General features: G+C 41.1%; 18 protein-coding genes. 13 read left to right on the forward strand and 5 right to left on the reverse strand.

Going from position 1 to position 22326, the window contains the following annotated elements; genetic code table 11:
• Positions 1-169: 169 nt before the first annotated feature.
• Positions 170-1126, forward strand: a complete 957-nt coding sequence (locus FAZ19_RS13395; protein ID WP_136821260.1) for a ribose-phosphate pyrophosphokinase — start codon at positions 170-172, stop codon at positions 1124-1126.
• Positions 1127-1183: 57 nt separating this feature from the next.
• Here FAZ19_RS13395 and FAZ19_RS13400 read toward each other — a convergent pair whose 3' ends face one another.
• Complete coding sequence (locus FAZ19_RS13400) at positions 1184-4576, reverse strand: DUF1080 domain-containing protein (protein ID WP_136821261.1); 3393 nt, start codon at positions 4574-4576, stop codon at positions 1184-1186.
• A gap of 13 nt (positions 4577-4589) precedes the next feature.
• Positions 4590-5855 carry a Gfo/Idh/MocA family oxidoreductase gene (locus FAZ19_RS13405; protein WP_136821262.1) on the reverse strand — a complete coding sequence of 422 codons (1266 nt, stop codon included), beginning with the start codon at positions 5853-5855 and terminating at the stop codon, positions 4590-4592.
• 338 nt (positions 5856-6193) lie between these two features.
• On the opposite strand from FAZ19_RS13405, the gene FAZ19_RS13410 reads away from it, so the two are divergent.
• The 3 genes from FAZ19_RS13410 to pth all read left to right on the forward strand — a co-directional run bounded on the left by FAZ19_RS13410 (position 6194) and on the right by pth (position 8784).
• Entirely contained in the window at positions 6194-7432 is a 1239-nt protein-coding gene (locus FAZ19_RS13410) for an ROK family transcriptional regulator (protein ID WP_136821263.1), read from the forward strand.
• A 79-nt stretch (positions 7433-7511) separates the two neighbouring features.
• A complete protein-coding gene (locus FAZ19_RS13415) occupies positions 7512-8114 on the forward strand; it encodes a 50S ribosomal protein L25/general stress protein Ctc (RefSeq protein ID WP_136821264.1) in 603 nt (200 codons plus the stop codon).
• 106 nt (positions 8115-8220) lie between these two features.
• Positions 8221-8784: an aminoacyl-tRNA hydrolase gene (gene pth / locus FAZ19_RS13420; protein WP_136821265.1), complete on the forward strand. Its 564-nt coding sequence runs from the start codon at positions 8221-8223 to the stop codon at positions 8782-8784.
• Positions 8785-8891: 107 nt separating this feature from the next.
• On the opposite strand, the gene FAZ19_RS13425 is transcribed toward pth, so the two are convergent.
• A complete protein-coding gene (locus tag FAZ19_RS13425; RefSeq protein ID WP_136821266.1) occupies positions 8892-10967 on the reverse strand; it encodes a M56 family metallopeptidase in 2076 nt (691 codons plus the stop codon).
• A gap of 5 nt (positions 10968-10972) precedes the next feature.
• Complete coding sequence (locus FAZ19_RS13430; protein ID WP_136821267.1) at positions 10973-11335, reverse strand: BlaI/MecI/CopY family transcriptional regulator; 363 nt, start codon at positions 11333-11335, stop codon at positions 10973-10975.
• Positions 11336-11708: 373 nt separating this feature from the next.
• Here FAZ19_RS13430 and FAZ19_RS13435 point away from each other — a divergent pair, with 373 nt between their 5' ends.
• A complete protein-coding gene (locus tag FAZ19_RS13435; protein ID WP_136821268.1) occupies positions 11709-12995 on the forward strand; it encodes a citrate synthase in 1287 nt (428 codons plus the stop codon).
• 124 nt (positions 12996-13119) lie between these two features.
• Here the strand turns inward: FAZ19_RS13435 and FAZ19_RS13440 are convergent, their stop codons facing one another.
• A complete protein-coding gene (locus FAZ19_RS13440; RefSeq protein WP_136821269.1) occupies positions 13120-13902 on the reverse strand; it encodes an META domain-containing protein in 783 nt (260 codons plus the stop codon).
• A gap of 184 nt (positions 13903-14086) precedes the next feature.
• Here FAZ19_RS13440 and nuoH point away from each other — a divergent pair, with 184 nt between their 5' ends.
• From nuoH to FAZ19_RS13480, 8 genes are all read left to right on the forward strand, one after another.
• Positions 14087-15160, forward strand: a complete 1074-nt coding sequence (nuoH, locus tag FAZ19_RS13445) for an NADH-quinone oxidoreductase subunit NuoH (RefSeq protein ID WP_136821270.1) — start codon at positions 14087-14089, stop codon at positions 15158-15160.
• Positions 15161-15221: 61 nt separating this feature from the next.
• A complete protein-coding gene (locus FAZ19_RS13450; RefSeq protein WP_229707608.1) occupies positions 15222-15725 on the forward strand; it encodes a 4Fe-4S binding protein in 504 nt (167 codons plus the stop codon).
• On the forward strand, positions 15726-16268 hold the full coding sequence (locus FAZ19_RS13455) for an NADH-quinone oxidoreductase subunit J family protein (RefSeq protein ID WP_136821272.1): 543 nt from the start codon (positions 15726-15728) through the stop codon (positions 16266-16268).
• The gene (gene nuoK, locus FAZ19_RS13460; RefSeq protein ID WP_136821273.1) at positions 16265-16570 is read left to right on the forward strand and encodes an NADH-quinone oxidoreductase subunit NuoK; all 306 of its coding nucleotides are present in this window, start codon (positions 16265-16267) and stop codon (positions 16568-16570) included. Before FAZ19_RS13455 ends, nuoK begins: the two co-directional genes overlap by 4 nt.
• Positions 16570-18576 (forward strand): NADH-quinone oxidoreductase subunit 5 family protein, encoded by a 2007-nt coding sequence (locus tag FAZ19_RS13465; protein WP_136821274.1) that lies wholly within the window; start codon positions 16570-16572, stop codon positions 18574-18576. Before nuoK ends, FAZ19_RS13465 begins: the two co-directional genes overlap by 1 nt.
• A gap of 1 nt (position 18577) precedes the next feature.
• The gene (locus FAZ19_RS13470; protein WP_136821275.1) at positions 18578-20182 is read left to right on the forward strand and encodes a complex I subunit 4 family protein; all 1605 of its coding nucleotides are present in this window, start codon (positions 18578-18580) and stop codon (positions 20180-20182) included.
• A 9-nt stretch (positions 20183-20191) separates the two neighbouring features.
• Complete coding sequence (locus tag FAZ19_RS13475; RefSeq protein ID WP_136821276.1) at positions 20192-21682, forward strand: NADH-quinone oxidoreductase subunit N; 1491 nt, start codon at positions 20192-20194, stop codon at positions 21680-21682.
• A 37-nt stretch (positions 21683-21719) separates the two neighbouring features.
• Positions 21720-22325, forward strand: a complete 606-nt coding sequence (locus tag FAZ19_RS13480; protein WP_136821277.1) for a DUF4254 domain-containing protein — start codon at positions 21720-21722, stop codon at positions 22323-22325.
• Position 22326 lies beyond the last annotated feature (1 nt).

The following is a 22326-nucleotide window of genomic DNA, read 5'->3' on the forward strand; positions in this document are numbered from 1 at the left end:
ATATTGGATACGCACAATCTTATTTTTTATAATTCAATTCATTTCTATAAATTTGCCGAACGTTTAGAACTAACAGTTAGGTAGATCAAGCTGAACTGATATTCCTTTTAACGATTTGGCGGTGAATACAATTTCTTTTTCAACATATCATATATAAAATAGACATACCATGCCTTTGCAATTCAACACGGTTAAACTATTCGCTGGTTCGGGTACCTTGGAATTAGCCGAAAAAATTTCAAAATCCTACGGAAAACCGCTCGGCGACAAAACGCTATCCAAATTCAGTGACGGCGAAATTCAACCGTTCTACAACGAATCTGTACGTGGTAGCGATGTTTTCCTGATTCAATCAACAAATCAGCCTACGGACAATCTTTTTGAATTACTATTAATGATTGACGCAGCAAAAAGAGCTTCTGCGCACTACATTACGGTTGTTGTTCCTTATTTTGGCTTCGCGCGACAAGATCGCAAGGACAAACCCCGTGTGGCGATTGGTGCCAAATTAATGGCCAACTTAATCACGGCAGCAGGAGCACATCGCATCATGACCATGGATCTTCATGCGGCTCAAATTCAAGGCTTCTTTGACATTCCGGTTGATCACTTAGATGGAGCGATTATTTTTGTACCTTACATCAAGTCTCTCAATCTTCCTAACTTGACCATTGCATCTCCAGACATGGGTGGCTCATACCGAGCACGAACATTCGCAAAATTCTTTAATGCAGAGGTCATCATCTGTGACAAACGCCGTAAACGTGCCAATGAAATCGAATCCATGTCTATTATCGGCGACGTGACAGGTCAGGATGTTGTCCTTATTGACGACATCTGTGATACGGCGGGTACCCTATCAAAAGCCGCAGCTTTAATCATGGAAAACGGTGCCAACTCCGTAAGAGCGGTATGTACACACGCCGTATTATCTGGGAAAGCATACGAAACGATCGAAAACTCTGTGCTGACGGAAATGATCGTAACGGATACTATTCAATTAAACCCCGAGAAAACAAATCAATGTAGCAAGATCAAATTACTATCCACTGCGGATTTATTTGCCCACGCTATTAAAAACATAAATGAGCATAGTTCAATCTCAGATTTATTCCAGGTAGACTAACATAGTAAAAGAGGCGATCTGTATAAGACCGCCTCTTTATTTTAGAAATCGATATTTTTATATCCGTTTCACCCTGATATTTCTCAAAAACACTTCCGTGCCGTGCCCTAAGAAGCCGATATGGCCTGATGCACGCTTAAGTCCGGGATGACCCTTGTTATCTAGCGTACCGTTTTTAGATGCCTCGCTTAAATCTCCATCGACGATTACCACTCCGTTTAGGGTTATCGTAATCTTACTCCCTTTCACACGAATTTCCTCTTCGTTCCATTCGCCTAAGGGTTTCAGTGCACCACGTTTCGCAGCAATCACACCGTACACCGAACCGTGATATTGATAAGGTGCCAACTTTTTGTATACATCGGCATCATCATCCAAAATCTGAATTTCCATACCTTGATACGCTGCATCTCCCTCCAAAGGGGTGCGAATTCCTACACCATTGTTCGCTCCCGGAGTCAATTTAAATTCAAAGCGATACACAAAATCAGCATATTCCTCTTTAGTATAGATATTTTTCCCAAATTTAGCGACAGGATTGGAGCGTATATATCCCTCCTCTGTTATTTCGTATGCCGCCGAGGACGTCCACTTATCTAAGTTAGTACCGTCAAACAACACTTCAAACCCCTCTTGGCGTTCTTGATCATTTAGCGAATAGACTTCCTTACGAGGGATTTCCTTAATAAACACGTCTCTATACCATACCCGAGAACCATGTGCCTGCAACTCAATCTGCTCTTTCGGGAAGATAGACTGATTGCGGTCCCAATAGTTCTCCAGCGTTACATTATCAACGACTAGCTCACCATTCAACCACACCGATACTTGCTCACCTATCATCCGAATCTTAAATGTATTCCATTCACCAAGGGGGTTATCTGCAACTTTAATTGGCTTTGAATTGGATTTGTTATTGTATAAACCGCCCGATCCGACGTCTGCCCCGACATTTATACGTGAAATATCCCAAATCTGAACCTGAGGCGTACCTCTCAAGTACACTCCTGCATCTGGTTCTTTCCCATTTTTATCCAACTTCCAATCCACCAACATTTCAAAATCAGCATATTGCTTCACAGTCGCAATATTATCGCCATGACCGCTGAAAACCAAATCTCCATCGATAGCTGACCAGCTCTCCCGCATTTTCATATCCGCGTCAGCTTGCTTTCTAGCCAACTCTTGTGCTGACATCTGTGCTCTTTTGATCGGATTTTCGACCAATCCCTTCCATCCGGTAAGATCCTTTCCATTAAAAATGGAAACATAACCCTCTTTCTGTGGCATCTCCGCTAAATGTCGCACAATAGCCTCTCTCAAATATGAGCTCTCGCTGCCTGACAAGTTATCCTTCGCTTTGGTCAATAAGACGCGTACATCATTCCCTACAAAATCGTCATTATCCATAGCAATATTCATTACCACATTCGTAGCTACGTCCTTCAAAACCGGATCTGAAAGATATTTTCCAGCAAAGATTAATGCCTGATACGTTCCTGTAGATTGGAGAGCGGACAATGCGCTTTTCTTTTGTTCTGGAGTTTGCGCTGACTCGAAAGCCTCTCTTAGCAACAATGTTTTTTGAGGAGCCAGAAGAGTACTCCCATTTAACTGTTTTACGAAACCTCTAAACGCAATATTAAAATTTTCAGAATGCTTTTCCGTACGTAACAGTGCAGTAAGCGCATCTAAAGATGCCGGTGTAGACCAATTTGCTAGCGCTGAAATCGCATGTGATTTGTTAACATTCCCCTCATTAAGGTAATTTTTCACAGACTTCAACGCCTCGCTTCCACCCACTCCCGCAAAAATAGGGAAATATTTCGCGGCCGAAGGTGCTGCCGAACGAGAGATATTAGCGGATAGACGTTTAATCTTCGCTTCTGCCTCCGCATTATTCCTTAAGGCAACTATAGCAGCCTGTTGAACCGCCGTAGTCTCCTTATCCGAAGCCCTATCCAATAAATTAATGATAGCATCAAAGTCTGCGTCATTCACAACATTTGGCAATGCGTTGAAGGCTGCTAAACGGACAGCTTCATCCTTACTTTCTGTAAGCGCAAGCACAGCATTCGATGAATTAAGATTAGCGCGTTGTTTTAAGACGTCCAATAGTACCAATTGCGTCGCAATATCACTTGATACCAATGCGCTATTTACGGCATCCATGGTGCCATTTCCTTTCGATGTCAACAATAATGTCTGTAAGGCCTTTCGTTCTGCTTCATTAGCGGCAGGAATCTGCTTTATTAAAAAGGCTGCATTTTCACCTTTTGATAGGATGGACAACGTATTGTATGCTGCAATTTTCACTTCTGAATCTTTTATCGCAGCAAGATTTTTCTCGATGACCGGAATAGCTTTATCGGCGTTTTTCGTACCCAGGAAATTCAACACACTTTCTTGCGCCTCTGGATTTAGTTTCTTCAACGAGGAGGCCAATTTTACCAAATCGGAGGCTGACGCATTTTGTGATAATAGGTCGAGCGCGACATTACGCACAATAGCATCGTCGGAAGATGCTAATTTCAGAAGTTCTTTCTTTTGCTTCTTCGGATTAAAGCTTGTCAACAATGCCAGTGCACCTACCCGTATCGTCGAAACTTGAGCTTTCGTTGCCTCCTGATAAAGAGTCGACGCTAACTTCCCTGCTAATACTTGATCCTTATTCGCCAAATTATGGGCGTAATCCAGTGTTAGTCCCGCGACATTCGTTTTATCAAATTCGTAGTTAACTGCACGAGCATTGCTCAGAAAAGTATCGTAACTCGCGACACCGCCAATTTTACTCAATGCCGTAAGGGCATTACGTTGAAAATTCGGCGATTCAAATTGCCTGATTAGCTCAAGAATCCTGGTTTCGGAATTTACATCTTTAATATCGCCTAGTGCTGCCACTATTGCTACAGCAGCCTTTTCAGATTTCGTCGTATTTAAAGCTGTATTCAGCGCAGAAGCAGCTTCTGGAGTACGAATTCCATTTAACACACGAGCCGCCTTTCCCACTAAATAGTCATCGGTCAAATACGTAGAAACTTGTTGGATCGCCTCGTTTTTAGCACATTGCTTTAATAACTCGAGCACAAACCCTTTGTTATCTTTATTTTCTATCCGGTCTAAGGCCAAAAGCAGACCATTTACATAAACAGCTCTTTTGTTTTCAAACCCGGGCTGCATGCTATAGAATGCATAGGAATTGGATGCATATTCTATCGCTGCATTGTTTCCTCCCTGCGGTTTAAGGCCGGTCAACAAGTTGGCGATATCTTCGGCGGAAAAATTTTCCAATTCCTTCATCGCCATAATGAATTTAGCTTGTTCTTCTGCGGGCTGTTGTGCTAATACATCGGCAATCTTTGTATCGGAGGTCCGGCCTACAGGTTGCTGTGCGTAAGCCGCTACTTGAAATAATAATAAAACGGATAGAATATTAAATGTTTTCTTCATGTCAATAGTTAGATTAAATGGTCCACGGACCACGCATAGGTTGGTGAATCAATCGATTAGCAGCCTCATCATTTAAAAACTCCTGCTTTTGCGAATCAAAATTTAGCGTGCGATTTAAACGTAGGGCAGCTAATCCCAAATTAACTAGGGTACAAGAATAATAGCCGTTTTCTTCGTTCAGTGCAAATTTCTGCCGGGTGCGTACCGCCTCTACAAAATCCGTCATTTGTGGGCTAGGATCGGGATATTGTGCCAGTTTACGTTCCAAGTCTGGAATATCCGACACAAAGCCTCTAAATAACTTACCATCCGGCCCTTCAATATATGCCTTACCCTCTTCCGTGCCCGCACCATCTAATATAATTTGACAGCCATCGGCATACGTATATACGATCTTGCGCCAGGTTCCCACGGCATCAGAATGTTGTTGTGGAGCATCGACTTCAATTTTGATTGGACTCTCGTTGTCCTTTCCCAGAAAATACTGGACCGGATCTAAATAATGTTGGCCCATATCTCCTAATCCACCACCGTCATAATCCCAATACCCCCGAAACGTTGTATGCACACGATGTGTGCTATACGGTTTATAAGGCGCGGGACCCAACCACATTTCGTAGTCCAATTCATTAGGCACTTGTTCAACAGGAAGATTTTCCTTCCCTACCCAATAAAATTTCCAATCAAAACCGGTGTGCTTACTGATTGTTACTTTTAACGGCCACCCCAACATCCCGGTGTCGACCACTTTTTTAATTTTTTTAACTGGAACATTCATGCCGTAAAAATTGGCATCAAATCTGAACCACGTATTTAACCTGAAAATATTACCATGCTGTGCTACGGCTTCTTTTACTTTTTTACCCTCACCTATAGTTCTAGTCATGGGTTTTTCGCACCAGATATCTTTTCCCGAGCGTGCTGCTTCAACCGCCATTAGTCCATGCCAATGTGGAGGAGTAGCAATATGAACAATGTCAACTTCCGAATTTTGAATCAATTCGCGAAAATCGCGGGATTCTTTAACTCCTCCCCCAAGCGTCTTTTGAGCTATTGCCAGGTGTCTACTGTCTACATCACAGATCGCAACAGTTTTGGTTCCAGCATAATTAAAATGCCCTCTTCCCATTGATCCAACTCCGATGATCCCCTTGGTCAAGTGATCGCTCGGCGCCAAATAACCTTTACCTAATACGAAACGCGGCACAATAGTAAATGCAGCGGCCCCAATTAGCGACTTCTTAAGAAAATCGCGTCTTGAAGTACTTTTTTCTTTCATATGTATATTATTATTCATTATTGTTTATCTCTTAATGGCATGAATGAGTTCGCTTTGCTCAGTTATTCATTATTGTTTATCTCTTAATGGCATGAATGAGTTCGCTTTGCTCAGTTATTCATTATCATAATTCATTCGTTATCAGTTATTGGAAAGAACAAATTCAGATATCCATTCCTAAACATCATCTAAAATACCGTAATTTTTCATAAATCAAAAAACTTTATTAAAAAATTTAATAAAGTTTTTCGCGTTCAGTTAAAATTCATTACTTTCGACAGGCAGATCAATTGCCGCTACTCAATCGTAGCGTACGCGATCTACTTATTAATATTGTTATGAGCCCAATTGATCAATTGTATTTAAAACACAAGAATTATTCATCAAAAGAACGAAAATCAAATGCGTTGCGATTGCGTATCTTAAAAACAATTTTTGAAAACCGTACCATAACTATAGGGGAAATTGCGACCAAGATCAATCTCAGCTTCCCTACATTAAATGCAATTATTTCGGAGCTTACCCTAGAGGGATTAATCGAACAAAAGGAAAAAGGTGAGTCTATCGGCGGACGCAAACCCAATCTATATCAACTATGCAATGAGGTTTTTAATATCCTGTCGGTAGAAGTCGAACGCTTCACGATCCGACTGATTGTGTTAGACAATAATCACAATACGGTGTATTCGTCTCGATCCTATCCAAATCCTTTATCAAAGAACTCCGCCGACATCGAGGATCTCACCAACATTATCCAACGCTACATTGAAGAAGAATGCATAAGTTGGAATAAAATAACAAGCATAGGTATATTAATGCCCGGACTGATCAATTCATCCACAGGAGAAAACCGAACATTTTATACTAGTACGGGATTTAATTTACAAGCACATCTTGAACATGTGTTTAACAAACATATCTTCCTTCTAAATGACGTTAAGTCTGCTGCACTAAGCGAACTTAACTATGGCGCAGCACAAGGCCTCCAAAATGTCTTGATTATTCAAATGGATTGGGGGATAGGCCTCGGCATTATTATTAATGGTGAGGTTTATATGGGCAGTGAAGGTTTTTCTGGAGAAGTAGGCCATATGGTATTTGTAGAAGACGGACAACTTTGTTATTGTGGCAAGCGCGGTTGTTTGGAAACTGTAGCCTCCGGAGTCGCGCTGGTTAGCCGGGCTCGCGAAGATATTGCTCAATTTACACCAACTTTGTTGAGCACGAATTATAATGTCGAAACCCTATTACCGCAAGACATTATCGAAGCAGCACATTTGGGAGATCAATATGCGATAGATTTGATTTACAATCTAGGAAAGAATTTAGGGAAAGCGATATCCTATCTGATACAACTATTTAACCCACAGCTGATCGTAATGAGCGGAAAATTTGCTGCAGCTGGCTCGCTCATCACCTTACCTATACAGCAAGGGATTCAAACGTATACGATGAATGCGCTAAAGAACAACTGTAAGTTGCAGGTCTCAACGCTTGGGGCAAATGGATTTACCAAAGGAATTGTTCTGTATACAATAACCAGACACTTCGATAAGTTGATCGAGGCAATTGAATAAAACAAAAAGCGATTTATCGGCAATACATTGATTATTTAATTTTTATCATTATCTTTGCACCTCAAATAAAATTCAAAAAATGAAATCAATTGCTATTAGCGGTTCTGCAAGACAGAACGTAGGGAAAAGAGATGCAAAGGAATTACGTTACCAAGGTCAGGTACCGGCAGTTCTTTATGGTGGGAAAGAGCAAACTCACTTTTCAGTATCCGCAGCTGATTTGAAACCAGTTCTTTATACACCAGAGGTTGTCTTCATCGACTTAGACATCAACGGCACTAAAACAAGAGCTATCGTTCAAGACGCGCAATTCCACCCATTGACTGACTTAGTTAATCACGTTGACTTTTTAGAGTTGTCGGATGACAAAGAAGTTTCTATCAACATCCCAGTAAAATTAACAGGTACTTCTCCCGGTGTTAAATTGGGGGGTAAACTAGTTCAAAAACTGCGTAAACTTCGCGTTAAAGCATTACCAAATAACTTGCCTCAAGAAATTGAAGTTCCTATGGAATCGTTGGAAGTTGGTAAATCTGTACGCGTTGATCAAATAAAAGTAGAAAACGCTAAAGTATTGAATAATGGTGATGATACAATTGTATCTGTAATCATGTCTCGTGCATTACGTCAAGCAGAACAAGAAGCAGCTAAGGCAGCCCAAGGTAAAGGCGGTAAAAAATAAGTTAGCTTTTCAGCTACCCCGAAAGGCATCGAGTAGTCGATGCCTTTTTTAGTTTATCTTTTTTCTAATTTCTCATATCTAATATCTATTTTTTACTTTTACGCCTATGAATTTTTTAATCGTTGGATTAGGTAATATCGGTAGGGAATACGCAGATACGCGTCACAATATCGGATTTATGGTAGCAGACGAACTAGCTAGCCAAGCTAGCGCAACTTGGTCAACACTTAAACTGGCATTTTATACGGAATTCAAACAACGGGGACATAATGTATACGTGATTAAACCCACCACCTATATGAATCTGAGTGGGAAAGCGGTAAATTATTGGATGCAGCAATTAAAAATTCCCATCCAAAATGTATTGGTGATTGTAGACGATTTGGCCATTCCCTTTGGCTCACTACGCATAAAACCGAAAGGTAGCGCCGCAGGACACAATGGGTTGAAATCCATCGAAGCCTTATGTGGTGGCCAGGTCTATCCGCGTCTTCGCTTCGGTATTGGAGACAATTACCCGAAAGGCCGTCAGATTGACTATGTATTAGGACCATTTGACAAAGACGAACAAAAAGACCTACCCGCTTTAATCGAACACGCCGTAAAGATGTGTCACAGCTTTATTAATATCGGCATTGAACTGACCATGACGAATTTGAATACGAAATAGTATTTAGATTTGAGATATTAGATTTTAGACTAAAAAAAGCAGCAGCTTGCATATACAATCCACTGCTTTTTCAGGCTATTGTTTGTGGTCTATATAAAAAACCTAACTTATTTGGTTTTTATAATCACTGCGCCATCGTATTTATCCGCATCAAATTTAGATTTAAACCAACCTTCGGCTTGAGAGGCCAATAAGGTATAAATAGATTCCACATCTTTAGTATCGATCTTTTTAAACTGCCTGGCATCCATAAATTCACCATCCACCACGTACACCGGATTCTTAAGTTCTGGCATTGACCATGTTCGTACAGAAACTGTCATTTTAGCAGAATCCGAAGGAGAGATTTTGACATCAATTGTTGGCTTTTTTTCTTTCACTGAAACCGCAACTGAATCTGCGTTCTTGAAACCTACGACCGACACTGAACCATCCTTATTTGGTAAAGGATTTTTAGCGGAATCTTTACCAATTCCCTGAACTTTCCCTTGTAGACTTTTCGTCTTACCCGCTTTCGTCGTAATCTCAATCACCCCGTCTTTCGCTGTTTCTCCATACAATGAAGTCGCCGAGCCATCCTTTAGCACATTGACTGATGCAATATCATTGGGATTAATATTTTTTAGATCAACATTTCCTTGTTTCTGGACTTTACCGTCAATTACATACAGTGGTTTCTTAGCCTTATTTATACGGTACTGTTCCGCCGACACGGCCCTTATTACCCCATCCATATCTGCTATATCGGGATATTTCACTTTATACATACCCGAAGCTGCCTGCTTATTCATAAACAAAAGGCTATTCACTTCACGCTCCGGCAATGCAAAAAATTCTCCCTTCGTAATCTCTCTATTATCGTACAGATACAAGTAAGTCTTAGCTTGATCAATCTCGGAACGGGTCTTTAACTCCTTGGTACGTTGATCGGATACTGTAATCTTTGGTATTTTGGTCGTTACCATTATAACCCCACCTTTACCTTTTGCTCCGTAAACCGATTCAGCACTTTTGCTTTTAAGAACGCTGATAGACTCAATACGCTCTCCAGCTAGCTTCCTTAGATTGGCTTGACTTGATTCCTCGCCGTCAATAATAATTAATGCGTTTTCTGGTATTCCCTCAACTAGGCTATCTGCCGAAATCTTTACGCCCGCCGCTCTTCCTTCAATCTTAATATCAACAGTGTCCGATCCAAAGGCCTCTTTAAGAACTTCTCCAGCTTCACCATTCATTTTTATAGATAATACGGAATCCGATTGAAAAACTTCCTGCAAATCTGTTTTTTTAACCGTCTGCACCACCTGTTCAATTTTCGCTTCCGTCTTATCCACTGTAAATGCTCCTGCTATAAAAATCACGATCGGTAGCAGGAAAGCATACTTGCTCAATTCCAATTTGGAAGAGCGCTTTTTGTTCATCATCATAATGCGCTTTTTTAATGTTTTAAAATTAAATTGACTGCTGATGCCAACAGCGGCACCTTGCTTGCTTACATGGAGCAGGCTATATTGATAGGTTTGCCGATCCACACCCTTATTTAGCACCTGTTGATCAGTCAGGAATTCTAAATTTTGACGTACAGCTTTGCGCATCAGCCATACGAAGGGATTATACCAACTACCTATCAATACCATTTCAAACAGTAGAATGTCTAACGTGTGAAGGCCTTTCACATGTATATCCTCATGCTTGAAAATATCGTACAGCTCCGGCTCTTGGTGCTGCTTTTTATGTATGTATATCTTATTGAAAAAGGAGAACGGAACAATCGGAAACGCCACATTGCGATACAGGTAATCTTTCCACAAGGCAGGGTTAGAAAAATAATGGATGCGCAACAAACTGGCAATCTGGAAAACAAACCTAAAAAACAACAATATGACACCAGCCCCTATTATTCCAAGCAAGCTGTTTTCCAGGGTGAATGCCGAAACAGATTTCTCCTCGACTATAGTGTAAGGAATATAACCCCACAGATCTATCACAGGCATACTAACTTCTTCCCTCAGCCACCCTTTGATATCCAGAAAGGGATATATCAATGCATATATTGCCCCCGCGGTAAAGTAAATTCTATTCAACAGGTAAAAAGTCAATCCTTTCAGGAAAAAGTTATATCCAAGATATATGATACTAAGCAGTATATTGACCTGCACGATATAGGTTAGTACATTTTCCATAACAATTAAGATTTATTATTCTTAATCATATCCATGATCTCTTCCAGTTCTTTACCACTAAGCTTCTCTTCCTTTACAAAAAAAGAAACCATGTCTTTGTACGAGTTTTTAAAATAATCTCCCACAAAGTTGTTCATGAATTTTGCTTTATATTCTTCTTCCGATATAAGCGGTTCGTAGCGTTTCGCATTAGCATATCGCACCGGTTTTACATACATCTTTTTTTCTAAATTTTTGATCGTTGAAGCCAATGTGGTGTACGGAGGCTTCTCCCCCTTCAAATTATCTAATATTTCTTTTACAAATCCACCATTCAATTGCCAGATCGACAACATCGCCTCTTCTTCCTGTATAGTCAACTTTTCCATTCTCATTATCAATTTACTAATTAATCACAAGTCTACGAATAATTCGTAAACAAAAAAAATATATTTAACATTTTTTTGTTTTTCATCCAAAACCTCCTAGCTTGACACCTAACGAACTGCCGACTCCTCTATTTCGCTATACGCCAAGCTGGATGACGATAAAAATATCAATAATCACCAATCAACAGACACGAATCACGAGTCACCAAAATATTTCATATAAAAGTCACGATGACATCGATTGCATGAAAAAAATTGGTAATTATATGGATTTTAATTAAGTTAGCGAGATTAAATCTGGACTGGCTTACCTTCCAGATTGTTAGGATAGAATAGTTATTTTACAACAAGTTCATAATACACATATATACTTATGTCGGAAACAGCATCTATTACACTGAATGGAACGTCTTTTGATCTCCCTGTAGTTTTGGGAACAGAAAACGAGCAAGCAGTTGACATTTCAAAATTAAGAGACCAAACCGGATTTATCACTTTAGATCCCGGATACAAAAACACCGGAGCTACCAAGAGCGCTATTACTTTTCTCGATGGTGAAAAAGGAATATTAAGATACCGCGGTTATCCTATCGAACAATTAGCCGAAAAGTCTACCTTTATAGAAGTCGCTTACTTATTAATTTACGGCGAACTTCCAACAAAAGAAGTATTAGAAAAGTTCAGGGCAGATATTCGAGCGCAAATGATGATTCATGAAGACATGAAAAATTTCTTTGCCGGATTCCCTTCGAAATCGCATCCAATGGGACAATTATCTTGTTTAGTAGGTGCACTTTCTGCATTCTATCCCGAATCTTTAAACCCTAACCAAACCGAAGAAGAAGAAAACAAGACCATCATTAATTTATTGGCAAAGATGCCAACTATCGTATCTTGGATTCAGAAGAAATCACTAGGACATCCCGTTGTCTATCCAAAAAACAATTTGGGCTACATAGAGAATTTCCTAAATATGATTTTTGGGGAAGTAAATAGTGAAAAAACATTCGATCCCGTGGTAATCGATGCGATGCATAAATTACTCATTTTACATGCAGATCATGAGCAAAACTGTTCCACTTCTACTGTACGGATCGTAGGTTCGTCAAATGCCAATTTATATGCATCTATCTCGGCTGGTATCAATGCCCTTTGGGGTCCTCTTCATGGCGGCGCCAATCAAGCCGTAATTGAGATGCTTGAAGACATTAAGAATGACGGAGGTGATGCAGACAAATACTTAGCGAAAGCAAAAGATAAAAACGATCCTTTCCGTTTAATGGGCTTCGGTCACCGTGTATACAAAAACTTTGACCCACGCGCTAAAATTATCAAAAAAGCATGTGATGATATTTTAGAAAAATTAGGTGTAAACGATCCGGTTTTAGATATCGCAAAACGCTTAGAAGAGGCGGCATTAAAAGATCAATATTTCGTGGACAGAAAACTATATCCTAATGTTGATTTCTATTCTGGTATTATTTACCGCGCATTAGGTTTCAATTCAGATATGTTTACGGTTTTATTTGCTTTAGGTCGTCTTCCCGGTTGGATAGCACAATGGAAAGAAATGCGCGATAACAAAGAACCTATTGGTCGTCCGAGACAGGTGTATGTTGGCGAAACGACGCGTGATTATGTAGACTTTGACAAAAGATAAATTCTTACAAAAAGAGGCGGTAATTTTAAAATTACCGCCTCTTTTACGTAAAGATCACCACGTCATTCTTCCTCGCGATGACGTGTTTTTATTTTCCGTCTATCTTTTTATCAACTTTATTAACTCACGATTTCTTTTGAAAGCGCATGATAGCAATATCTCCCATAATAAAGGTCAGCGTATTTTCCTGTACACTGTAGGTGTTTACCTTATCGAGGGTCTGAAAGAATGAACTTTCACCGTTACCTGGACAAGCCATTTTTGTAGATGCCAACGGCCCAAACTTAATCACATTCCCATCTAACGTCATGTTACCTGAATAATTATTACAGCTACTATTTCCCGACACTTTATTATTGGAAGTATCAAATGTTATCGTAGGCTTCTTATTCGGATATAAACCATCAAAAGCAATACGGGTTCCAGACATATAATCCAATTCCCACGTGCCATCTAACGACGCATTCTGCGTTTCAATTAGTTTAAATTTTGCCAATGGAGCCATTTTGGCTTTGTTGAGGCTTAAAAAATCTCCATTAATTGTGAAATTATCTGCTTTTTCAAATACATCTTTCAAGCCATGCTCGACAGACATATCTTCACAAAACATCATTGTTGACATTCCAGCAGAAAATTCAATTTTTCCGTTTGGTTTAAACACAAACTTCCCACCTATCCCATTACAGCCGGTAACAGCGGAGTAACTCGTATCCTTACTAAAAAATTCTAGAGACGGTGTTTTTCCGTTTATTTTTTCGGCAACGGGCTTTCCATTTAATTCAATGAGTTGCCATTTCTTGTCCAACATATCAGTAGGTTGATCAACCGACGTCGGCACCTTACGTGTTCCGCAACTTGTGATTAATAATACAAGAATGATCGTCGCATTTAAAAAATTTTGATTCATATTTTTTATCGTTATATAACATATACAATTTAATTAACGGATGGTTTAATCTTTCTGCTACAATTTAGCACTATCTTTCAAAATAAAAAATCTACTAACTTACTATATTTTATAAAAAAATAGCCATCATTTGTGTTGTTTTCCGTATGTTTGCACCTAGTTAAGAATTATTCTAAAGAGAATCTTGATTGATCTGTTAATCCATATTATCATACCGCTCGCAATATTTAGCTTTATTGCGCTGTTCACTCTTTTTGCAGTCTATGCGGAGCGTAAAATTGCTGGTTTCGTACAAGACCGTTTAGGGCCCATGGAAACTGGAAAATACGGTTTATTACAAACTATTGCCGATATTCTGAAACTTCTTCAAAAAGAGTTTATCACCCCGGGAGCTGCGGATAAGGTCTTATTTGCTTTGGCGCCCGTTATCATCTTTTCCGCTGTATTTATTGGATTCAGTGTGATGCCGTGGGCACCGGGTTTCATCCCTGCAGATACGACTACCGGTCTGTTCTTTATTATGGCGGTCGTGTCTATCGATGCAATAGGTATTCTGATGGCCGGATGGGGCTCCAATAACAAATATTCACTATTGGGTGCGATACGAGCGATTGCACAAATGGTCTCCTACGAAATTCCGGTCGGTCTGTCACTTATTGCCGCAGTAATGATTACACAGACACTCAACCTGAATGATATCGCATTCAATCAAGGCATATTAGCTACCGAGCAAATCTATTTTTTCGGCCTATGGAATGTGACAAAAGTGGGTGGTTTTTTCGCTTGGAACATCTTACAAGCCCCACACCTGATCGTCGTATATCTCATATTTTTCATCGCATCCTTGGCTGAATGCAACCGAGCTCCCTTTGACATCCCCGAAGCTGAGTCAGAATTAATTGGCGGTTTTCATACCGAATATGGGGGTATACGTTTCGCTTTTGTATTTCTTGCGGAATATGCCATGATGTTCTTAGTAGCCATGTTGGGTGTTGTGATATTCTTGGGTGGATGGAACACACCTCTCCCTAATATCGGTGCGTTGAAGCTAGCAGAATGGACGACAGGACTGTATTGGGGAATTTTTTGGACATTAACCAAATCGCTCTTCATCGTGGGGGTTCAAATGTGGATCCGTTGGACATTACCCCGTTTCCGTGCAGACCAATTAATGAATCTGTGCTGGAAGGTGATGATACCAATCGCGTTTTTATGTATGGCAATTTCGGGTATTTGGCGAATCTTAGTAATGGTATAACGTGGTGATAAAAACAACTATACAAGGATTTACAACGGCGGTAAAGGGCTTACTTTTAACCGTGAGACACTTATTTCGTGCCCGCAAGGCGCGCACTTCTTTGGATATACGGGATACGCATTACTTTGACAAACAACAAGGTGTAACTACTGTTCAGTTTCCAAAGCAATCCATGCCGATTCCCGAAGTAGCGCGTTATCAGCTAGACGTAGAAATTGAGGATTGCATCGTCTGTGATCTATGTGCGAAAGCCTGTCCGGTAGATTGCATTGCTATCGAAGCTGTCAAATCGCCCGAAGCCATTGGCAAAACATCCGATGGTAGCGTAAAAAGATTATACGCCGCTCAATTCGATATTGATATGGCGAAGTGTATGTATTGTGGCCTCTGCACCGTAGTTTGTCCAACCGAATGTATTACCATGACGGACCAATACGACCGCAGCTCGACAAAACTAACGGATCTAATCTATGGATTTGCAGAAATGAGCGATCAGGAAATTGCGCAGCGTAAAGAAGAATGGACCAAATTCCAAGCTGATAAGGAGGCGGCTAAAAAGAAATAAATGGAAGAAGTTATATTTTATGCTTTTGCCGCATTAGCTATTGGTTCAGCTCTCTTGGTCGTGAGTTTGAAAAACACCGCTCGTGCCCTCTTTTTATTCTTCATTGTCCTATTTGCGATGGCTGGGCTATTTCTTTTTGCTTTAGCCGACTTTGTTGCGATCACGCAGATCCTGATCTATGTGGGTGGTGTGCTAATCCTCATGATATTTGCCTTTATGCTATCCAACAAAGAACTCTTAGCCGATCTGCAGCATACCTCAGCAAAGTTCTTATCTCTGCCAAATGCTCAATCGCTTGTACTCGCTGTTGGGTTTTTAGCCGTTATGGTATACGGAATTTTAGAATGGCAGGAGAATACCCCCTATTGGATAACCGAAAACATCCGTCAGGGCAGCACCATACAGCCCGCTGACAACAATATTAATCAACTGGGTATCAAGTTTATGACACAGTATATTTTACCCTTTGAAGTCGTATCCATATTCTTACTCATGGCACTTATTGGAGCCGCCCACTTATCAAGAAAGGAGGAAAACAGATGATTACCCTAACTCATTTCCTCGTTGTCAGTGTCTGCATATTTTGTATCGGATTGTATGCTGTGCTGGCCAAGCGTAATGCCATTATGATATTGGTCGGGATAGAGCTTATGATCAATTCAGCCGTGCTTAACTTGGTTGCATTCGGCAGATACGATAAAGTAAATTACGGCGGCCAGGTGTTTGCATTATTTGCTATCGTCCTTGCTGCAGCTTCTGTAGCCGTGGGTCTAGCTATCATTCTTAGCGTATACCGCAAATACAAAACGATCGATCCAAATAATATTACAGACCTGCGCGATTAATGAAAGAGTTGCTAACGATATCGCCCATTTCAATGAGCATCCTAGTGGTTCTCTTGCCCTTTGTTGCATTTGTCATACAAGCAATACTCGGAAAGAAATCAATTTCAGGAATCATATCGTTGGTCGCCATTCTTACCAGTACGCTCATAAGCGGTGGGTTTGTGTTTTCGGCCGTGTGGAATAGCCCTCCGGCATCAGCGACTTACCATTGGTTCACAATAGGAGATAAAACATTTACCATAGGGATCTTATTGAATAACCTCACTGTGCTGATGCAATTTATCGTCTGCATCATCGCCCTCCCAGTACATATCTATTCCAGATCTTATATGAAGGGAGACTCCGGCATTCATCGTTATTGGATGTACCTAAGCCTCTTCTGCTTCGCCATGTTGGGGCTTTCCGTTTCCAAAAACCTTTTCATGCTTTATATCTTCTGGGAGTTGGTGGGGTTCGCATCGTACTTATTAATTGGATTTTGGTTTACACGAGAAGCTGCCGTTCAGGCAAATAAAAAAGCATTCCTTGTGAATCGCATTGGTGATTTAGGCTTCCTCATCGGGATTGCGATTCTCTTTTCCTCCTTCGGCACCTTAGATCTGGTCGATTTATTCGGCAAAGACGGCATTTTTCTACAAGGAATAGACAAAAATACAGGTTGGATGACCGCTGCGGGCATCGCCTTCTTTTTGGGCGCAATGGCAAAATCCGCTCAATTCCCGCTACATGTGTGGCTTCCGGATGCAATGGAAGGCCCTACATCGGTATCCTCTTTAATCCATGCCGCCACGATGGTCGCCGCAGGTGTTTTTTTATTAGCCAGCGTATTTCCATTATTCAATGAAACGGTATTGCTCATCATTGCTATCATCGGAACCATTACCGCTATTTCATCTGCCTTTTTTGCCCTCGGGCAATATGATATCAAGAAGATCCTAGCCTTTTCCACCATTTCCCAACTGGGATATATGATGGTTGGCGTGGGTATTGGTGCTTGGGACGCAGCGATGTTTCACCTCGCCACACACGCATTCTTCAAATGTCTACTATTTCTTAGCGCTGGAGCTGTCATACACGAAATGGCACACCTAAAGGCGCACGGAAACCAAGCCTTTGACGCCCAAGATTTACGGAACATGGGCGGACTGCGGCACTATATGCCCAAAACTTTTATATTGATGGCTGTCGCGTCATTAGCACTTGCAGGCTTTCCCCTCACATCCGGATACCTATCAAAAGATGCTATCGTGATTACCGCATGGGAATGGGCGTTGCATCACGGGGGGCTATATCTCGTCGTCCCCATTCTTTTGGTCGTGGTCAGTATCCTTACCGCATTTTACATCAGTCGACTAATCTTTAAAGCGTTCTTCGGCGAATTTCGAGTTAAAGATCTTGATCCAACACGTTTGCACGAAGCGCCTAGCAGCATGCTTATACCTATGTTATTTTTAGGCATATGCGCACTATTCTTTGTTTTCTCTTGGAATCCCTTGTCCTACGCCGATGCGGGGATCTTAAAGGGCCTGGCCGTAGTATACCCTTTCCCTGAGGTTCATGCAATACATATTGTTGTACCGATCCTCCTTGTTTGCGGTTCGTTAATTGCCTGCTGGGTCGGCTGGCGATGGTATGCCAAAGGGCGCTACCCGCTTAATGCAGATAACAGGTGGGTGCAGGCCTCATTAAATCAGGGATATATAAATCAGTTTTACCAGAAGACCTTTATCGAAAGTACCTTAAAATTAACACAGCTCAGCTATTGGTTTGACCTGCATATCGTAGACGGACTGGTGAATTTATCGGCAAAAGTAGTCCGGTCTTTATCCGCCATCAGCAGCTGGATCGATCGGCATATTGTAGATGGATTGGTCAACACCGTAGCCGGAACAATATATTATATCGGACATTTGCTACGCTGGATACAAAATGGTAGACTCCAAAATTATTTAGGTTTTGCGTTTACTGTAGTTTTAATAGGAATAATTTATTTGATCATACGATAAGATGGGATTACTCTCTCTACTCATATTTTTACCACTAATCGCAACAACAATTATTCTGTTATTGCCTAGTTCACTTCGGGATAGCTACAAATACATTGCGCTTGGTTTTACCATAGCACAGTTTACGCTTGCAGGCTATATGTATAGTCAATTTGATGCAGCCGCTAGCGGTGTAGATACTGTATCGGGTTATCAATTTGTCGAACACCTCTCCTGGATACGGATGGATCTGGGTACGTTGGGAAAACTGGAGATTGACTATTTCTTGGGTGTTGACGGATTCTCTCTCCCTTTACTAGCACTGAGCGCATTTGTTATGCTGATGGCAATCGGAGCGTCATGGAATATCACCAAAAGTCTTAAGGGCTATTTCTCGCTTTTGATGATTCTTAATGTCGCGGTAATGGGCATATTCTGTGCATTGGATTTTTTCCTGTTTTATGTATTCTACGAAGTGATGCTACTTCCTCTCTACTTCCTAATCGGAATTTGGGGTGGAGCGCGCAGGGAATATGCAGCTATCAAGTTCTTTATCTACACCCTTTTTGGTTCTGTATTTATGCTGCTTGTCATCGTAGGGCTCTATTTCTCTGTCACCAATCCACTTACCGGCGCGCATACGTTTAATATGCTACATATGATGAATCCGGCAAATTACGTTGAAAATTCATTCTTTGGGTATATCAATAACTACAATGAAGTCTTCGGTATTTCTGCTAGAATGATCGGGTTTATTGTCTTGTTCTTTGCTTTTGCGATTAAAGTACCCATTGTGCCTTTACACACCTGGCTGCCTGATGCGCACGTAGAAGCACCTACACCGGTATCGATCATCCTTGCCGGTATATTGTTAAAAGTAGGTGGCTACGGCATCATCCGCATATGTCTTAGCATCTTCCCCGATGCAGCAGTAGAAGCCAATTGGTGGCTCGGACTTATTGGGATTATCTCCATTATTTACGGGGCCTTAAATGCACTAGCCCAAAAAGACCTAAAACGTCTGATTGCCTATTCATCCGTGTCACACATGGGATTTGTACTGCTCGGCATTGCTTCATTAACAGCGGAAGGTATTTCCGGAGCCATGTTTCAAATGATAAGCCACGGCTTTCTATCTGCCGCATTGTTTTTCTTAGTCGGCGTAATCTATGATCGCGTACACGACCGTTATATCTATAATTTCAGAGGCTTAACCTCATTGATGCCTAAATATACCGGATACGTCGCTATCGCATTTTTTGCTTCCTTGGGATTGCCAGGCTTCTCGGCCTTTATCGGAGAAGCATTTGTGATCATCGGAACCTTTAATTCGGAGTCTGTAGGGACAGGTATACCACGTTGGATGGCCATTGCCGGTTCATTAGGAATACTATTAAGTGCTGCATATTTTTTGTGGACATTGCAACGCATGTTTTTTGGTGAAACCAGATTAAAAGGAGGTGAAGAGTGGGCTTCGGCTTTGGTCGATCTGAATAAGCGGGAACAGCTTATCTTATTTCCGACACTTGCCTTAGCTCTACTATTAGGTGTAATACCCTCCCTCATTTTCGACAACTTGAACAGCTCGGTATTGAATTTAGTCGCTTTGGTAAAACAATATATTTAAGATCAGGAAATGAACGACGTCGCACTTCACCTATCCGAAACCTTAGATCATATCCTTGCATCTATTCCGCAATTCAAACCTGAATTTGCGCTGATTATTGTTTTTCTATTTTCAATAATTGCCACGTTATTCACCGATAGATTCTGGAAACAATCTTCCTTTTTTGTTTCCATCATCGGGTATATCATTTCCTTTTTCAGTCTATTGCCACAATTGCATCAGCCCACATCGGGGTTCTTCGGCATGCTGGTCATCGACGATTTTTCGGTTTTTGCCCGAGGTATAATCGTATTCGCATTGCTTGTGTCGACAATTTTTATTCAACAGCATTTCAAGAGCAAGATCTCCCAAAAGAATCTCGGCGATGTGTATACAGTCTTGCTCACGGCTGGTCTAGGGCTTAATCTATTAACCATTACGACCAACTGGCTGTTAGTTTTTATTGCGATTGAAACCCTTTCAATAAGTTCTTATATACTGGTGGGGTACTTCTCGGAGAATAAGAAGCAATCGGAAGCCGCCATGAAATATGTGCTCTTCGGTGCTGTCTGTTCCGCTGTTATGCTTTACGGTCTATCCTTGTTATATGGTTTCACGGGAAATTTAGATTTTACGAGTTCAGCCCATATACAAGGCCTGACCGCTGCTCCTCAAGTAATGACAACTATTGCACTTCTATTTGTCTTTACTGGGATAGGGTTTAAACTGAGCTTTGTACCCTTTCATGCTTGGGCGCCCGATGTGTATGAAGGTGCGCCGACACCAGTCACAGCATTTTTATCCACCGTCCCTAAAGTTGGTGCGATCGTACTATTGGCCCGTGTTACACAGGCTTGGACAACGTCTCTTTTCTATTTCGGCGAGCTCACCATTTTATTTATTACTGTAGTCGCTATCATTACCATGTTGGCCGGTAATCTTATTGCCTTGCGTCAACACAATATGAAGCGCATGATGGCTTACTCTTCCATTGGACATACAGGCTTTCTGCTAATGGCAGTGCTCGTAGCGCCAAGTGGAGATCCTGCAATACTGCTTTTTTACCTATGCGCTTATGTACTCATGAATCTAGCGGCTTTTGCATTCATCGATGCCTTGGAACAGAAGACGGGAGCTACTGAACTGGAATCCTATGCCGGTTTGGGTAAAAAAATGCCTATTATTTTTACCGGATTCACCTTCATTGGTATATCATTGATCGGCTTGCCGCCGACAGTGGGCTTTGTCGGCAAGTTACTGGTGTTCAGCTCCGTTTTTGAGAGGCACCAATCTAGTGGTGATTTGCCGTATTTGGCGTTACTCATCACAGGAGCTTTGACTTCTGTGATTTCGCTGTTTTACTATTTTAAGATACCACTCTACGCCTTTTTACGAGGCGGCCAATCTGAGCAAAACAACCATGCATCTGTCACTCTCATTGTCGTAATAGGCATTATATTGACCAGTCTGGTGTTTGGCATAGGGATTTTTCCTGACTTGTTGCTGGGGTTGTTTAAGTAAACTTGTATATAAAACCAACTTTATCTATGTTTGCATCATGATTAGTGCAACTGCAAATACCATATTTCAGCGTGCGATCGATGATTATCACGTTCATGATACGATCGATGCAACGATGGAGAATCCGTACGATCCGGCTACATTAGAACATCTTCTGTATCTTAAATGTTGGATTGATACGGCGCAATGGCATATGGAAGATGTGGTGCGCAATCCCGACATCGATCCCAAAGAAGGATTATATTGGAAAAGACGTATTGATAAACAAAATCAGGTACGCACAGATACTGTTGAGTATATCGACAGCTATTACCTGCAAAAATTTGCAGATGTAGTGCCATTGACAGATGCCCGGATCAATTCGGAGAGTCCGGCGTGGGCAATAGATCGTCTATCTATATTAGCCTTAAAAGTCTATCATATGCAACAAGAAACCATCCGTCCGGATGTTTCGGCAACGCATATTCAAGCTTGTCAAGCCAAATTGGCGACTTTATTGGAGCAGCGTCAAGACCTTTCGCAAAGCATCGACGAGTTGCTAAAGGACATAGCAACAGGTAGAAAGTACATGAAGGTATACAAGCAGATGAAGATGTATAATGATCCTAATCTGAATCCTGTACTTTACGGCGGACAAAAATAAG

The organism is Sphingobacterium alkalisoli (genome assembly GCF_005049105.1).
GTDB lineage: Bacteria > Bacteroidota > Bacteroidia > Sphingobacteriales > Sphingobacteriaceae > Sphingobacterium > Sphingobacterium alkalisoli.

Excerpts from the sequence above, each read along its gene's own strand:
- FAZ19_RS13400 (WP_136821261.1), bottom strand. The coding sequence starts at position 4,576 with ATGAAGAAAACATTTAATATTCTATCCGTTTTATTATTATTTCAAGTA.
- FAZ19_RS13470 (WP_136821275.1), top strand. The coding sequence starts at position 18,578 with ATGGGATTACTCTCTCTACTCATATTTTTACCACTAATCGCAACAACA.
- FAZ19_RS13430 (WP_136821267.1), bottom strand. The coding sequence starts at position 11,335 with ATGGAAAAGTTGACTATACAGGAAGAAGAGGCGATGTTGTCGATCTGG.
- FAZ19_RS13465 (WP_136821274.1), top strand. The coding sequence starts at position 16,570 with ATGAAAGAGTTGCTAACGATATCGCCCATTTCAATGAGCATCCTAGTG.
- FAZ19_RS13410 (WP_136821263.1), top strand. The coding sequence starts at position 6,194 with ATGAGCCCAATTGATCAATTGTATTTAAAACACAAGAATTATTCATCA.
- FAZ19_RS13475 (WP_136821276.1), top strand. The coding sequence starts at position 20,192 with ATGAACGACGTCGCACTTCACCTATCCGAAACCTTAGATCATATCCTT.
- pth (WP_136821265.1), top strand. The coding sequence starts at position 8,221 with ATGAATTTTTTAATCGTTGGATTAGGTAATATCGGTAGGGAATACGCA.
- FAZ19_RS13480 (WP_136821277.1), top strand. The coding sequence starts at position 21,720 with ATGATTAGTGCAACTGCAAATACCATATTTCAGCGTGCGATCGATGAT.
- FAZ19_RS13395 (WP_136821260.1), top strand. The coding sequence starts at position 170 with ATGCCTTTGCAATTCAACACGGTTAAACTATTCGCTGGTTCGGGTACC.
- FAZ19_RS13405 (WP_136821262.1), bottom strand. The coding sequence starts at position 5,855 with ATGAAAGAAAAAAGTACTTCAAGACGCGATTTTCTTAAGAAGTCGCTA.
- FAZ19_RS13435 (WP_136821268.1), top strand. The coding sequence starts at position 11,709 with ATGTCGGAAACAGCATCTATTACACTGAATGGAACGTCTTTTGATCTC.
- FAZ19_RS13415 (WP_136821264.1), top strand. The coding sequence starts at position 7,512 with ATGAAATCAATTGCTATTAGCGGTTCTGCAAGACAGAACGTAGGGAAA.
- nuoK (WP_136821273.1), top strand. The coding sequence starts at position 16,265 with ATGATTACCCTAACTCATTTCCTCGTTGTCAGTGTCTGCATATTTTGT.
- FAZ19_RS13455 (WP_136821272.1), top strand. The coding sequence starts at position 15,726 with ATGGAAGAAGTTATATTTTATGCTTTTGCCGCATTAGCTATTGGTTCA.
- FAZ19_RS13440 (WP_136821269.1), bottom strand. The coding sequence starts at position 13,902 with ATGAATCAAAATTTTTTAAATGCGACGATCATTCTTGTATTATTAATC.
- FAZ19_RS13425 (WP_136821266.1), bottom strand. The coding sequence starts at position 10,967 with ATGGAAAATGTACTAACCTATATCGTGCAGGTCAATATACTGCTTAGT.